13 protein-coding genes are annotated in these 15217 nt (G+C 50.4%); 2 read left to right on the forward strand and 11 right to left on the reverse strand.

Features of this window, described 5'->3' with window-relative positions; genetic code table 11:
* Window positions 1–54: 54 nt before the first annotated feature.
* The 6 genes from yacG to pilB form a co-directional block, all read right to left on the reverse strand.
* On the reverse strand, window positions 55–237 hold the full coding sequence (gene yacG / locus RQ738_RS07125; RefSeq protein WP_314163399.1) for a DNA gyrase inhibitor YacG: 183 nt from the start codon (window positions 235–237) through the stop codon (window positions 55–57).
* Window positions 234–1043 carry a cell division protein ZapD gene (gene zapD / locus RQ738_RS07130; protein ID WP_314163401.1) on the reverse strand — a complete coding sequence of 270 codons (810 nt, stop codon included), beginning with the start codon at window positions 1041–1043 and terminating at the stop codon, window positions 234–236. Before zapD ends, yacG begins: the two co-directional genes overlap by 4 nt.
* A 58-nt stretch (window positions 1044–1101) precedes the next feature.
* Entirely contained in the window at window positions 1102–1704 is a 603-nt protein-coding gene (gene coaE, locus RQ738_RS07135) for a dephospho-CoA kinase (RefSeq protein WP_314163403.1), read from the reverse strand.
* 251 nt (window positions 1705–1955) lie between these two features.
* Complete coding sequence (locus RQ738_RS07140) at window positions 1956–2831, reverse strand: A24 family peptidase (protein WP_314163405.1); 876 nt, start codon at window positions 2829–2831, stop codon at window positions 1956–1958.
* Window positions 2832–2837: 6 nt separating this feature from the next.
* Entirely contained in the window at window positions 2838–4064 is a 1227-nt protein-coding gene (locus tag RQ738_RS07145; RefSeq protein ID WP_314163407.1) for a type II secretion system F family protein, read from the reverse strand.
* 3 nt (window positions 4065–4067) lie between these two features.
* Window positions 4068–5783 carry a type IV-A pilus assembly ATPase PilB gene (gene pilB / locus RQ738_RS07150; RefSeq protein WP_314163409.1) on the reverse strand — a complete coding sequence of 572 codons (1716 nt, stop codon included), beginning with the start codon at window positions 5781–5783 and terminating at the stop codon, window positions 4068–4070.
* 481 nt (window positions 5784–6264) lie between these two features.
* On the opposite strand from pilB, the gene RQ738_RS07155 reads away from it, so the two are divergent.
* A complete protein-coding gene (locus tag RQ738_RS07155) occupies window positions 6265–7323 on the forward strand; it encodes a UDP-N-acetylglucosamine 2-epimerase (protein ID WP_314163411.1) in 1059 nt (352 codons plus the stop codon).
* A 49-nt stretch (window positions 7324–7372) separates the two neighbouring features.
* Entirely contained in the window at window positions 7373–8557 is a 1185-nt protein-coding gene (locus RQ738_RS07160; RefSeq protein ID WP_314163413.1) for a polysaccharide pyruvyl transferase family protein, read from the forward strand.
* Window positions 8558–8608: 51 nt separating this feature from the next.
* Here RQ738_RS07160 and RQ738_RS07165 read toward each other — a convergent pair whose 3' ends face one another.
* From RQ738_RS07165 to RQ738_RS07185, 5 genes are all read right to left on the reverse strand, one after another.
* Window positions 8609–9511: a lysylphosphatidylglycerol synthase domain-containing protein gene (locus RQ738_RS07165; RefSeq protein ID WP_314163415.1), complete on the reverse strand. Its 903-nt coding sequence runs from the start codon at window positions 9509–9511 to the stop codon at window positions 8609–8611.
* Window positions 9512–9515: 4 nt separating this feature from the next.
* Window positions 9516–10382: a glycosyltransferase family 2 protein gene (locus RQ738_RS07170; RefSeq protein ID WP_314163416.1), complete on the reverse strand. Its 867-nt coding sequence runs from the start codon at window positions 10380–10382 to the stop codon at window positions 9516–9518.
* A 15-nt stretch (window positions 10383–10397) separates the two neighbouring features.
* Window positions 10398–12359, reverse strand: coding sequence for a hypothetical protein (locus tag RQ738_RS07175; RefSeq protein WP_314163418.1), 1962 nt, complete (start codon window positions 12357–12359; stop codon window positions 10398–10400).
* Window positions 12360–12813: 454 nt separating this feature from the next.
* Window positions 12814–13248 carry a pilin gene (locus RQ738_RS07180; RefSeq protein ID WP_314163419.1) on the reverse strand — a complete coding sequence of 145 codons (435 nt, stop codon included), beginning with the start codon at window positions 13246–13248 and terminating at the stop codon, window positions 12814–12816.
* Between the two features lie 444 nt (window positions 13249–13692).
* Window positions 13693–15084 carry a sigma-54 dependent transcriptional regulator gene (locus tag RQ738_RS07185; protein ID WP_314163422.1) on the reverse strand — a complete coding sequence of 464 codons (1392 nt, stop codon included), beginning with the start codon at window positions 15082–15084 and terminating at the stop codon, window positions 13693–13695.
* Between the last annotated feature and the right edge of the window lie 133 nt (window positions 15085–15217).

Below are 15217 nucleotides of genomic sequence, written 5' to 3' on the forward strand. Positions count from 1 at the left end.
ATTTTCCTTTGCGTCCCCTGCGTCTTCGCGCCTCTGCGTTGGGCTTTTAGATTATTAGTCTTCAGACTCGCTATCAGACTTTTGCAGGACTTTTTCACCGGGAATGCTGTGGCTGCCATCGGCCCAGGCACCGAGGTCGATCAATTTGCAGCGTTCACTGCAAAAGGGTTTCCAGCGTGAGTCTTCCGACCACGCTACCTGCTTGCCGCATGTCGGGCACTTAACAAACGTCGTCATAGTACACAGCAGGCAAGGTGGAAGTGGATATCGTCCTCACACTGGGTGGCGCGCGAACCGAGGTCGCCGAGCTGCATGAAACGCAAGGTGAAGCGATGTTTACCGGCGCTGATCTCGGCAAAGCAGGCCTGGTCTTCGGGCACCAGCACGCGGATCAACTGGTAAGCCATATTGGTGTCAAGTGACTGCTGACAGAAACCGCCCTCGGCGACCTGTGGTGTGGCCGTGGCACTGTCACGGATCAGCGACAGGATCATAAACACGGCGTCGCGGATGCTGTCGAATTCACTGACCCATTCCTGCAGGTTGGCCTGGCGTTGTTCCGGCGGGTGTTGCAACCACTGATGATAGGCAGGCAGGTCAAAGGCGCAGTCACCGCCGGCGATGCTGTTGCGCTGGCGGATGCTGTTCAGGAATTCATTGTCACGCAGTTTTTGTCCCGGCTGGCCATGAATGGCATGCAGGCGATCGATGAGGACATCAAGGTCATCGAGCACGGCCTGCAGGGCGCTGCTATCGACATTCGGGTTATCGACGAGTTTGCCGAGATTGGCGGCATGCCGCTCGAGTTCCTTGATGAGTTCGCTGCGCAGATCAGCGCGGCCGAAGACGTTCTGTATATCAAACAGGCTGTCGAGCACTGCACGGCTATGCCAGATGCTGTCACCGGCCAACCAGTAGGCGGCCTGCCTGAACAGGTGTTCGAGCCTGAGGAAAGTGCGTATGCGCTCATTCAATGGTTGTTCGTAGCAAATATGCTTCACTGTGTGCTTCTTGTTAAGGTTTTTCGGCTCGAAAGTCAGCATTATAGAGGCAAATGCCATCTTCCGCTAAATCTACACCAAATCAAAGAGATAGTCAGGCTCAGGAGGTCGGCTGGCAGTCGCCGAGATATTTTTTATGCAGCCGTTCGACGGCACGTTGCAGGTGGGCCAGGTCATGACTGTTATCGATGATGTCGTCAGCAATGGCCTTGCGCTGTTCCCGGCTGGCCTGGGCGGCCAATATGCGTTCGGCCTGTTCCGGGTCGAGCCGATCGCGTTGCTGCAGGCGTGCCAGTTGCAGGTCCTCGGGACAATCAATGACCAGCCGGCGATCCAGCATGGCCCAGTCCCCGGACTCCGCGAGTAGCGGGATAACGACAATGCAGTAAGGCGCGTCCAGTTCATCAATACGCTGAATAATCGTTTCCCGAATCAGCGGGTGGAGGATAGCCTCAAGGTCATGGCGGGCCCGGGCATCCTTGAAAATGATCTCACGTAAGGACGGACGATTAAGTTCACCGTTATCCAGCAGAATGCTCTTGCCGAAGCGTTCACAGATTCTTTCTAATGCAGGCTTGCCAGGCTCAACCAGTTCGCGGGCAATCTGGTCGGCGTCGATCACGGGCACACCAAGCGCGGCAAAGTGCTCCGCAGCCGCAGATTTCCCACTGGCGATGCCCCCTGTCAGACCGATAACGCGCATGGCAAGATTGTACCGTATAAAATAAAAAATTAATGGACGGGATTAAAAGGATAAGGGGTCGGAGTCGCGTGAGTGGAAGGATAAGGGGTCGGAGTCGCGTGAGTGTGGTGGTTCGCTGGAACGACGAGCCGCGGCGTTGGTGACCAGGTCAAGAGTACCTGTAGGTGGCGACTCCGACCCCGGTGGGTTCAGGCGGCGACTCCGACCCCGCTGGATTTCGACCCCGCTGGATTTTGTATTTTTCGATTTTTTTAAAGACCCGCGTAACGCAGGTAGGCATCCGTCAGGTCATTGCCCCAGAGCAGGGCGATCCAGCCGGCGGCTGCCAGGTAGGGGCCAAAGGGGATGGGGATGTTACGGTCGCGGCCGCGGAACAGGATCAGGCTGATGCCGATCACCGCGCCGACCGCGGACGAGAGCATGATAATGACGGGTAACATCTGCCAGCCCATCCAGGCGCCGAACACAGCCAGCAGCTTGAAGTCGCCATAGCCCATGCCTTCCTTGCCGGTGAGAATACGGAACAGGTGATAGATAAGCCACAGGGACAAATACCCGGCCGCGGCACCTACCAGGCTGGTATGGCTGTCAACGAAGACCGGCACCAGGCTCAGCAACAGGCCGAGCCAGAGAAGGGGCAGGGTGATCGAGTCAGGCAGCAAGTGGTGATCGATATCGATAAAGCTCAGCGCAATCAGCGCCCAGGTAAGCAACATCGCGGTACCCGCCTGCCAGGTAAAGCCGAAGTGCCAGGCGACGACGGCGGTGAGAACGGCGGTAAGTAATTCAATTAGCGGGTAACGGGGTGATATCCGCGTGCCGCAGCCGGCGCACTTGCCTTTTAAAAACAGGTAACTGAAGACCGGGATGTTTTCCAGCGCCGAGATCATGTGGCCGCATTCAGGGCAGCATGAGCGGGGCCTGACCAGGTTGAAGACCTGGTTATCAACGCCCTCCTGGCGCTCAAGCTCGAGCAGTTCACGGCATTGCTGGTGCCACTCCTTTTGCATGATCACCGGCAGGCGCAGGATGACCACATTCAGAAAGCTGCCCAGCAACAGGCCCAATATGAAACAGGCCGTTATAAAAACGGCCTGTTGTTCTGCCAGCAGGGTAATGATGTCCATGCTTGCCTAGACAACTTCGCCGAGTTTGAAAATAGGCAGGTACATGGCGATTACCATGGTGCCAATCAAGCCGCCAAGCACGACCATGATCATCGGTTCCATGAGGCTGCTGATGCTATCGACCATGTCGTCTACCTCGGCCTCGTAAAAGTCGGCGACTTTGCTCAGCATGGCATCGATGGAGCCGGCCTCTTCGCCGATGGCCGTCATTTGCACCACCATGTTCGGGAACAGGTCCTGTTGTTTCATGGTGATATTCAGTTGCTGGCCGGTGGCGATGTCGTCACGCATGCGAATAATGGCAGTCGAATAAACCACGTTACCGGCGGCGCCGGCCACGGACTGCAGGGCCTCGACGAGGGGCACCCCGGCGGCAAACATGGTGGACAGGGTGCGGGCAAAACGGGCGATAGCCGCCTTATGCAGCAAGGCGCCGAAAATGGGCGCCTTGAGCATCATGCGCTGCAGAAAGTGCTGGAACTTTACCGAACGCTTATTTGCCTGCAGGAAGACGTAAATGGCAGCAAAGAGGCCGCCGAAGATCAGATACCAGTATTCAGTGAATACCTCGGAAATATTAATGATTATCTGGGTGAGCGCCGGCAGGTCAGCCCCAAAGCTGGAAAACATGCTCTTGAACTCCGGAATCACGAAAATCATCAGGATAGCCGTGACCACAAAGGCGACGATCATTATCCCTGCCGGGTAATACATGGCCTTTTTTACCTTGTTCTTGATGGCCTCGGTCTTTTCCTTGTAAGTGGCGATCTTGTCCAGCATGTCTTCAAGGATACCGGCGTGCTCACCGGCCTGGACCAGGTTACAGAACAGCTCGTCAAAATAGAAAGGGTGCTTGGCGAGCGACTCGGCGAGGGTGTTACCACTCTCCAGGTCGTTCTTGATGGTCAGTAACAGGTCCTGGATATTGGGGTTTTCATGGCCGCGACCGGCGATCTCGAAGGCCTGCACCAGTGGCACGCCGGCCTGCATCATGACGGAAAGCTGGCGACTGAAAACGGCGATATCGCCAGAGGTGATCTTCTTGCCCCTTGCGGCACCACCGAACAGGGACTTGGGTTTTTTGCGTACCCTGGTCGGGTTAATGCCCTGGCGGCGTAGCTCGGCCTTGACCATGGCAACGCTCTTGCCATTGGTCTCGCCTTTTGTTTTGGCGCCTTTTTTGTCAGAGCCTTCCCAGATAAAAATATCTTCTGCAGTCGCTTTTCCGGCCATGTTTTAGTCCTTCGTCACACGGTTGATTTCTTCCAGACTGGTGAGTCCGTTTTTCACTTTCTTCAGACCTGACTGGCGCAGGTCGCTGATGCCCTCTTTGACGGCCTGGTCGGCAAGGGTGATGGCATTGCCGCCTTCCATGATCATCCGGCCCATCTCATCGGAGATCGGCATGACCTGGTAGATGCCGAGGCGGCCCTTGTAACCGTCGGCGCACTGGTCACAGCCTACCGGGCCGTAAACCTTCAGCCCGCCGGCGATATCCTGTTCAGTGAAGCCTTCCGCCAGTAACGCCTCCCTGGGGATATCGACTGGTTTCTTGCACTGGCTGCAAAGACGCCGGGCCAGGCGCTGGGCAATAATCAGGGCCACGGTCGAGGCAATGTTATAGGGCGCCACGCCCATATTGATTAAACGCGACAGGGTTTTCGGTGCATCATTGGTATGCAGGGTGGACAGCACAAGGTGCCCGGTCTGTGCGGCCTTGATGGCAATCTCGGCCGTCTCCAGGTCACGAATTTCCCCGACCATGATCACGTCCGGGTCCTGGCGCAGGAAGGCGCGCAGGGCGCTCGCGAACGTCAGACCGACCTTGTTATTGACATTGACCTGGTTGATCCCCGGCAGGTTGATTTCCGCCGGGTCTTCCGCGGTGGAGATATTGCGGTCTTCGGTATTCAGGATATTAAGCCCGGTATACAGCGACACGGTCTTACCGCTACCGGTCGGGCCGGTGACGAGGATCATGCCATCCGGTTTGGCGAGAGCCTGCATGTAGAGTGCTTTCTGATCTTCCTCGTAGCCGAGCACATCGATGCCGAGCTTGGCGCTGCCCGAGTCGAGGATACGCATGACGATCTTCTCACCGAACAGGGTCGGGCAGGTATTGACACGAAAATCGATAGAGCGGTTCTTGGACAGGTTCATTTTCATGCGCCCGTCTTGCGGGATGCGTCGCTCCGAGGTATCCAGGCGCGACATGACCTTCAGGCGGGCGCACAGGCGGCTGCCGAGATTGACCGGCGGCGAAGCGACTTCGCGTAATATCCCGTCCTGGCGAAAACGCACCCGGTAGGTCTTTTCATAGGGCTCGAAGTGGATATCCGAGGCGCCCTTGTTGATCGCATCAAGCAGGACCTTGTTCACAAAACGTACCACCGGGGTGTCATCGACATCGGCGTCACTACTGTCATCCTGGGGCGTCTCGTCGCCACTGGTGATGTCGAGGTCATCGAGATCGGTGTCGCCAAGGTCGCTGAGGCTGGTGTCGTGGGCCTCCATGGCATGGTCAATGGCCTTGCTGAGCTTGTCATCCTCGACCAGCACCGGTTCGGTGCTGGCGCCGACATGGAACTTGATCTCATCCAGCGCCTGCAGGTTGGTCGGGTCGGAAACAGCAACATAGAGGCGGTTGCCGCGCTTGAACAGGGGCAGGGCGTGATGCTGGCGAACGAGCTTTTCATCCACCAGCGCGGTGGCGGCCGCCTCCATGTCCATGGTACTGATGTCGAACAGGGGCACGCCGAATTCCTGCGAGGCGGCGTTGGCGATATTCAGGCTGTCGAGGATTTTGTTTGTCACCAGGTGGGTCACAAACGGGATCTTGTTCTTCAGGGCGGCGTCGTGGGCGGCGGCGGCATCGGCCTCGGCCAGCAGGCCGTCAAAAACCAGCCGGCGTGCGAGGCCGCTGAGTGCTACTTGTGGATTTGTTGTCGCCATAATTATGTAATTATTGTACGTACTTCCGGGAATTTGTCTGTGAACCGCTTCAACTATTTGATAATAGCCTAAAATTCAATTATTACAAAATGTTAGAATACAAAGCTAAAAATATTCTAGTAGAAATGATGGCCGAGCGTAAGTAAAGCTACTTTCAGTCCTTTGAATTAGAATAGAACATAATTCGGGTTGTTGCATGAAAAATAAAATGTTTATTTATCAGTATGTTATAAATATAAGTGGGTGGCCGGCAATATGATGCTTATCAGGTCTTCAATAATGATCCGTATCTTTTTCGCACTGAGTCCCCTATTTTTATATCAGCACATACACTACAGCTTAATTTATCATTCTGGTTTATATTTCCGAGGCCAAAACCTTTATGTCATTGGGATTGCTACGAGGAAATGATAATAATTTACTTAAAAAATAATAAGTTATGATACACATTGTTATTGGGACGAAGGCTCAATTTATAAAGATGGCTCCCATCATGTTCTCTCTCGAGAAAAGAGGGATTCGCTATCATTTGCTCGATCTGTCACAGCACGGTGGTTTGACAGACAATATTTTGCAAGTTTTCAGACTAAAACCTGTGGTTAGTAAATTCTCAAATATTGACCGACCGCTTGATAGTTACAAGGACATATTTGTCTGGTTGTTTAGTGTGGGCATACATGTCATTACCTGGTGGAAAATAAAAAAGACCCTGTTTTTAGATAAAGAAGGTATTGCACTGGTTCATGGTGACACATTGTCAACTTTAGTCGGTCTTGTGCTAGCTAAGCTTGCCGGTATGAGGTTAGGTCTGGTCGAAGCCGGTCTGCGAAGTGGTAAGCTACTGGAACCGTTCCCGGAAGAATTAATACGCCGAATAGTAGAAAAAGGCGCGGATATACTTTTCATTCCAGGCAGTGATATTGCAACTAAAATAATGAATTATAAAGATGGGAAAAGGATTATTGATACTCATTACAACACGGGTAATGATGCGGTCAGACTTATTCGTGATTTGTATACTATTAAAGGGGAGAGCGAAAATAGTAGTTACAACGTGGTGACATTACATAGATACGAGACTATATCTAGTAAAAAACATCTGGAGAAGGCCATAAAGTATATTATTGAATTAGCCTCAAGTATTGGTCCATGTACATTTGTTCTCCACCCGCCTACGAAAAAATTTTTACTCAAGTTTGGATTAATGCATCTATTGGAAGAAAGTGAAGATATTATAATTACTGATCTGCTCCCTTATCATGAATTTATTAAAATGCTTATTGGATGTAAATATATAGTTACTGATGGTGGTTCAATTCAGGAAGAGGCGACATTTTTACAAAAACCATGCATTGTTCTGAGAAATAGAACTGAGAGGATAGATGGGCTTGGGGTAAATATTGCGCTTACCACCTGGGATGCCAAACGGGATAGTGTATTTCTTGCTTCAAGAAAACACTGCGCGGAAGATAGCAAGGCCGAAAACCATAACTTGGCAACGAATATCATTATAGAGAACATTCTTAAATATAGGGAATAAGAAAAATCTGTAGTGCAAGTTGCTATTTTATGGATATAAAAATTTAAATATGAATATGGATAATAAACATCGAAAAAATATTAAAATCGTTTTATCCAACTCATACGGTACATTAAACACTGGTGATGAAGCGCTTCTCGAATCATTGATAGATGAGATAAATGAACTGAATGAAGAGATCGAGATGTGTATCCTGAGCCTTTTCCCAGAAGAGTCGAAAAAGCGGCATCCAGAACACACTATTGTATATTCTGGCGTTGTGAAGGGTTTCTTTGCCACATGGAAGGTCATTCATAAAGCCGACTTGCTGATAGTCGGTGGTGGTGGACTTATTCAGGATTCAAGTAGTTTTGGGAACCTGCTTTTCCATCTCAGCCGACCTGTTATGGCGATTATCTCTGGCACCCCCTTTGCTGGAGTCGGCCTGGGGGTAGGTCCCTTACGAAGAAAAACAGGGAGGTGGCTGACCAAGATTATCTTACGAAAGGCACAGAAACTATGTGTACGTGATAAAGCTTCATTAGATGTGTGTAAGGAAATTGGAATACCTGAAGAAAACATAAGTGTATGTGCCGATCTGGCATTGACCTTGGGGTATGGAGAGGTCCCTGTAAACAATAGGTATTTCAACAAGATTTGCAATCTGAAAAGAAAGCACGAACACTTGATCGGTTTATCATTTCGGCCTGAGCCAGGGAAGCACAGGCTTTCAGAGAGAGTTTCATCGCAATTTGAGGAACAGTTACACGAATTATGCAAGGCGATTGATCGAATACAAAGCGAACGCGATGCAATTTTTGTCTTTATTTCCATGCACCCTGAACAGGACGATCTTATAGCAAATAAAATACAGTTACTAATAAAGAAAACCGATCAATTCCTTATTGTTCCGGGAGGGCTGTCACCGAGAATAGTAATGCATATAGTAAAACAGTTTGATTTGATGCTTGGTATGCGTTTGCACTCACTTGTATTTTCCGCGCGAGGTTATATTCCATTTATAGGCTTGGGTTATGATCCTAAAGTCATGGAGTTCTGCGAGCAGGTGGGTCAAGAAGAATATATGCTGCCTCTTCAGAGGCTGGATGCAGGTACTGTTGCCAATACTGCAGAAAGGGCTCTATTGAATAAATTGGAAATATGCAGAAATTTAAAAGACAGGATTACAGAGTTACAGGCGCGATCAAATACTAATAAAAATTGTATTAAGGACGCATTAGGCTCCAATGGCTGAATAGGAGCCATGCTTTTCGATATTGCTCGCTACATTGATGTAAAAAAGCACCTAGTGTTCGGCAGGAGGATCCGGGCTTGTCTTCAATAAGAAATATGTAACAGGAATAATAACCGTCAGCCCAAGTATTCTATTAATTGAAACTGCAATATAGGCATGAGATGCCTGAATGTCGATTGTTGTCGAAATTAATGCGGCAAAAATCTCTCTTACACCGAGTCCTGCTGGCACTATACTAACTATAGATCCCATTATGCTGGTTATCGCAAAAACAGAACATTGCGCATAACTGGTGTCTATGCCAATTGCTTTGAACGCAAAATACATCCTTATTACGTCAACCTGTATAGCAAGAATTTCTATTAAAAGTAATGCCAATAGGATTTTATAATCCTGGGTAATCTTTCTAATAGTGAGTGATGCATAGACTGAAAGACAAGCACCGGTTAACAGCATGGTATAACCAAGGCTGAATTGTTTAAAATAAATCAGCCAGCCTCCGGAATACATGGATGTTAGTGACAGCCATAAAAATGAAGCAGTTAATATTGCCTGAAATGAGTCTGAATAGGTGTTTTCTGGCTTCTTCAAATTAGCCAGTTTCACCATCACTCCCCCAGGTAGCGGCAGTATATTAGCCGCTGAACTCAAGATGCTGATATTTAGTGCCCGTTGCGTACTTATATGATTATGAGCAAGTGATGAAGTATATTTATATCTGACACCATTGATGATGATTGTAGGCGGCAGGCATAGGGCTAATATAATCAGAATATATAGCCAGTCTAAGCTAGTAATACTATGCTGGCTTTCATACAGTGAGTAGAACAGCCCGAAGAAGAAGAGAATAATGGCGAAGGTAAGAAGTTTCTTATGCTGCCCGGCACTCCCTGTCCGGAGAAATGAGAAAAGATACTCTATTCTTGAAAGCCATCGGTTATGACGATCAGGCATGATATTACTTGTTATTCCCTGTGCGGCTATAGATTAGCGATGTGATTTGTTCTGAAACCAGGCCAATGAGAAATATTATGATAGAGGTTGTAAACAAAAGTGCACTCATGTTTGTGAAGCGTCCACTATTTATGAAAGTATAAATGTAATAACCAATACCTATTAATAAATGCAACAGGCTAAGAGGAAAAAAAACTTTCAGCGGAGAGTAGAGTGTCCCGACCTTGAAGATAATAAGGAGGAAACGGATACCATCCTTTAATGGTTTGATATGACTCTTGCCGCCCCGTTTCAGGGCTTCAATGGGCTGGTAACCGACCGAATAACCGGCGCGGAAGAATGCCATGGTAATCGTGGTCGGGTAGGAGAAGCCGTTCGGCAGCATGTGCAGAAACTCCCGGAATTTTTTGGCGTTCACTGCCCTGAACCCGGAAGTCAGATCAAGGATCTGCTGTCCAGTCATCCAACTCGACAGGGTATTGTAAATACCGTTGGCCAGCCTTCGGCCTATCGACGCATGTGAACTGGAACTTCTTGCGCCAATGACCATGTGGTAGCCCTCGTTAAACTTGCGCAGCAGGTGTTCTATATCGCCGGGTTTGTGCTGGCCGTCGGCGTCCATGAAAATAATAATTTCTCCGCTGGCTGCCTGGGCACCGGTTTTGATAGCTGCACCATTGCCTTTACTGTATGGATGACGGACGGATTTTACTGTCTGAGCTTCACAAACCTGTACGGTATTGTCAGTTGATCCGTCGTCAACAACGATGATTTCTGCTTCAGAGTAAAGTGTACGTAATTTGGGAAGAAGCTTGTCCAAGTTAGACGCTTCATTTTTCGCTGGTATAACAATGGAAAGTTTTTTATCCATATCGACACCCGACTATCAACGTTTGAGAGTAATTTCTTCCTGATTGATGGAAGACTCCAGTTTCATTATTTGAGATGTGTACTTTCTGAAAAAAGGCAGTGCACCATTCAGTGTTTTTAATTGCTCGATGGTTTCTCGGGCACTGTTCAGATCACCGGCACTAACTTCCATATAACCTTTCTCCAGTAACACATCTAGTCTATCAGGCCTCACTCGGTGGGCCTCTTTCAGTATACTTGTTGCAACCTGTGCGCGCCCTGATTCGTTATGCACTCTTGCCAGTCGCACAAGAAATTTTTGTTTTAATAATGGATTTTCTATTGCCCTGGGGTTGGCAAGTACCGCATTAAATAGGGCTATAAGTTCCTTGTTGCTAATATTGCTACAGTGGTTGGCAATACGATTCAGGCTGGTCAGGCTGTGTGGTGTGAAACCGAGGTGACGAGCATGGTTTATCAGCGTCAGGCTCTCGGTGATATATCGGGTTGAAGTTATGGTTTTGGCATTATTGGAATAAGATATTTCTACGCAATCGATAATGATGTCTTGTAGGGGGGCGGCCGCATCCCATGGGTGGATATTTCGTAGATGTGCGGTCTTTTCCCGTGCGGCTGCAAAGTTTCTGTTGCGCAGGTGCGCATTTATTTCCCAGTTAATCAAGCGGTACGAATTGGGCTGAAATTGGGCTTCAAACTGGAATAGCGTATCCTCGGTGGCCCATATACTGCTACGGCTAAAGGTCTGGAAGGATAGTAGTAACATAAACATGCCCAGAAAGCCCTTGGCATATAGCGCATAGCTTGTGGAGGCAGTGAAACGGTAAAGTCCATAGATAGCGGCCAGAAGCAGACCATACATCGCTGTATAGTTTCTATGTTCAAACTTGATCTCTAGTGGAAAAACCGTGGATTCAAGTGCGTGGGATAACAGGAACCAGAAAATACCCAAGGCAATGACGGGTTCTTTTCTGACGAGCAGTAGACCCGTGATGGCAAGCCCCAGCAAACCGGTAATGGCGAGGATGGTCAGGGTATCGAAAGTGGAGGTGACGGGGTAGCCATCATGGTGCAATGCCATCTCGGATAATTGTGGAGAGAAATATTGTTTTATATAACCCCAGAGGACATGGCTTTCTGTCAACAAGCGTTCCCCCAGAGAAAAGTCGCGGTGTATGTAACCGGCAAGAAAGGTATCATTTTTTAAAATATAAACAGCCAAGCCAAGCGCAATGGGCAGTATGGTAATCATGCCGAAAGTGGTCAGGAATCGGGTATCACGAACCCCTGCCTGTGTGGCAGGTGTGCGAAATCTGAATACGAATACCTCGATGAGCAGGATATAACCGGGCAGGAGTACCGTAGTCTCTTTCGAGAACATCCCCAGCAGGCCAAATATAAAATAGCCCAGTAGAATAAGGGTATAGGCAAACCTTTTTTCTTGACTGATGCGTTCACGGCCATAGATATAGGCCAGGACTGCAAGCAGGGTGAACAGGGTTGAAAGCTGGGCCATGCGTTGCACGACATAGAGCACCGTGCTGACATGCAAGGGGTGGAGTAACCATACTGAAGCGGCAACGAGTGCGATTGAACTGGCCCATTTTTCGCCGGGCCTGCCCTGCAGGCAGCGGTGGAGAATATTCTTGCCGACTAGGTAAAGTAGAATGCCGGTAAATAAATGCAGCGCTAGGTTGGTGACCTTGAAGCTTAAGGGGTCTTCACCAAAAAAGATAAAATTCAGAGCGAAGCTGGCATTGGCCAGTGGGCGTAGAAGCGGGCCGTTTTCCAGTGAAAAGGACAAGGGTAAGAGTTGTTGCCAGTTCAGTTCGGCCATTCTGAGCTGAAGGGTGTTTGTAAAGTCATCGAGTAGGAAGGGCCCGTTAAGCCCGGGCAAGTAGAGGGCGATGGTCAGTAGTAGCACAATTAACAAGAGGAGCTTGCTGTTTAGGTGAGGAAGCCGTGTTTTATTGTTATGCATGGTGGCTGTAACTTGTCTTGAGCCCGCCCGGGGTCTGGTCAACGTCGGCATTATGACAGTATATATGAGGGTAAGATGCTATTACCAGTAAGCGCCGGTGAAAAGAGTACGTTTTATCCGGTGTACTGGCTTTCGTTAATGTACTGATGCAGGCATAAACAAAGGGGCTGCCGGAGTGGTCTCTTCCGAAATTATTTGCCCCGATTGGCGGCGCCAGCATTGGCGGGCAGGCCTCATGAAGGAGCGGGCGTATAAGGCCACTGAGTATAGTTTGGATTTGTTGTAGCCATGCCTTATAAGCCGATTAGATAGGGGGTTTTGGGGTTCGTGCTTGTGAACCTTTTGTTTATAATAAATAGCCAAATAAAATAGGCCCCTCATAACGAGGGGCCTATTTGTGCTAATACCTAAGTGCTTTCAGAATTACAGGATTATCCGTAATTCCTCAGGTTTATTATCGGCAATTCGCCGGCAAGAATTTTTCGGGCGTAGTAGTTTTCGAACAATCCCATGAGACGCCTTGGGCACTACCTGTACCGGTCAATTTAAACGTTGTGCCATTTGCAGTACCGAGACCTGAGGCGGCGAGTGTTACCTGGACAACACCTACTGTGGTACTTGTTTGCGTGTAAGCGACACCCGCGACATAATCACCGATAGCGCCAGTATTGACACCAGCTTGAGCAGCAGTTGCAGGCATTCCACCCTCAGAGATATAGTACTCAGAGACTGAAGTTTTTGCTGCAGCCAGTGCCCCTACCCCCTCAGTGATTTTTGCGCGAATAGTGTAATCCTGATAAGCAGGGATGGCGATGGCGGCGAGAATACCGATAATCGCGACAACGATCATCAATTCAATCAGTGTAAAACCTTGTTGTACGTTTTTCATTATGCTCTCCTGAAAATTCAGTTGTTTGGGTTGTCGTGTTCTGAATTGGCGCGTTAACAGCGGCGCTGTTTCATCACTTACCCGTAACTGGAGCAAGGGCTGTGCCAAACGGGTGGTTGGCAGGTGCTCACCCGACCTGTGGTAGACTAAGTAATTGAAATATTGGTGTAAATTATTTGTTTGTCGTGATGGGTTGGATGCGGTTTTGGCATCTGGATGCCGGTATTTTTCCTTGCCAGTGAAACCTGCAGGGCAGAATGTGACGCTGAGCGTCAGTTCTGTAGTTTTGTAGGTCAGATTAGCGCAGCGTAATCCGACGCATTTCTTCACATGGGCACGTCGGCTTCACTTCAGAACCGCTTTCAGCGTTTCATCAAGTATTTTCTACGCTGCGCTACGGTCACGTCACCTCCGGTTCCTAAGCCGACCTACGATTATGGGTGGCTATTCTTCGAGGCCGAGCTTCTTCAGCCGGTAGCGCAGGGCGCGGAAGGTGATGCCGAGCCTTTTCGCCGCCGCGGTCTTGTTGAAACGGGACTGTTCCAGGGCCTGCTGGATGGCGTCCTTCTCGATTGAATCGAGGTAATCCGTCAGCGGCATTTCGCCATCCAGGTCGGCCATGAGCAGGCTTTCGTCGGCGGCAGTGGGTGTATGGGCCGCAGGCAGGTGCAGGTCGGCGACCTCAATGGCTTCTCCCTCGCACAGGGTCATGGCGCGCTCGAGGATGTTCTCCAGTTCACGGACATTGCCGGGAAAGGGATACCCGGCCAGGACGTCCAGCGCCTCGGGGGTGAGCCGGGGCGTGGCCAGGCCCATTTCAGCGGCCAGCTTGCCGAGAATGTGCCCGGCGAGCAGGGGAATGTCACCGCTGCGTTCGCGCAGGCTGGGCACGGCTAACTGGATAACATTGATGCGGTAGAACAGATCCTGGCGGAAGCTGCCTTCGCTGACCAGCGCGGCCAGGTCCTTGTGGGTGGCGCTGAGGATACGCACATCGACCGGGGTCTCGCGCTGTTCGCCGACCGGGCGCACGGACTTTTCCTGGATGGCGCGTAGTAGCTTGACCTGCATGTGCAGGGGCAGCTCGGCCACTTCGTCGAGAAACAGGGTGCCGCCATCAGCGGCCTGGAAGAGGCCGGTCTTGTCGCTCACCGCGCCAGTGAAACTGCCCTTTTTATGGCCGAAGAACTCGCTTTCCATCAGGTCCTGCGGGATGGCGCCGCAGTTCACCGGCACAAAGGCCCTGTCGGCGCGCGGGCCGAGTTCGTGGATCAGGCGAGCGACGAGTTCCTTGCCGCTGCCGGATTCACCGCTGATATATACGGGCGCCTGGCTGCGGGCGAGCTTCTTGATGGTCTCGCGGGTGCGCTGGATGATGTCGGCATCGCCGAGCAGTTGCAGCGTGGCAGATTCCGCGGCCGCGTCAGGTTGATTGGCAGACCGGTCAGGGGCTTTGTTATGCGTCTTGTGTGACAGCTTCAGGGCCGTGTTGACGAGCTTGCGTAACGCGCCCAGGTCGACCGGTTTGGAGACAAAGTCGAAGGCGCCGGCCTTGAGCGCGGTAATCGCCAGTTCCATGTTGCCGTGCGCGGTAATCATCGCCACCGGGACATTCGCGTGCAGTTGCTGCATGTGGCGCACGAGGTCGATGCCATCGCCGTCCGGCAGGCGCATGTCGGTGAGGCACAGATCGAAATCGTGCCTGTCGAGCAACCCGCGCGCGGTGGCGATGTCGGCGGCACTCTGGCAGTCGATGTCCATGCGCGAGAGGGTCATCTCCAGCAGTTCGAGAATATCCGGTTCGTCATCAACGATGAGGGCTAGGTATTTGTCCATATTTTTTATTATAGGGCTTTACACTGCTGTCCCGTTAATTCCCTCTCCCTTCGGGAGAGGGTTAGGGTGAGGGGATTTAGATTCGATAACATATTGTTTTATTTACTCCCTCATCCTGGCCTTCTCCCAAAGG

The organism is Sulfuriflexus sp., from assembly GCF_032250955.1.
Classification (GTDB): domain Bacteria; phylum Pseudomonadota; class Gammaproteobacteria; order AKS1; family AKS1; genus Sulfuriflexus.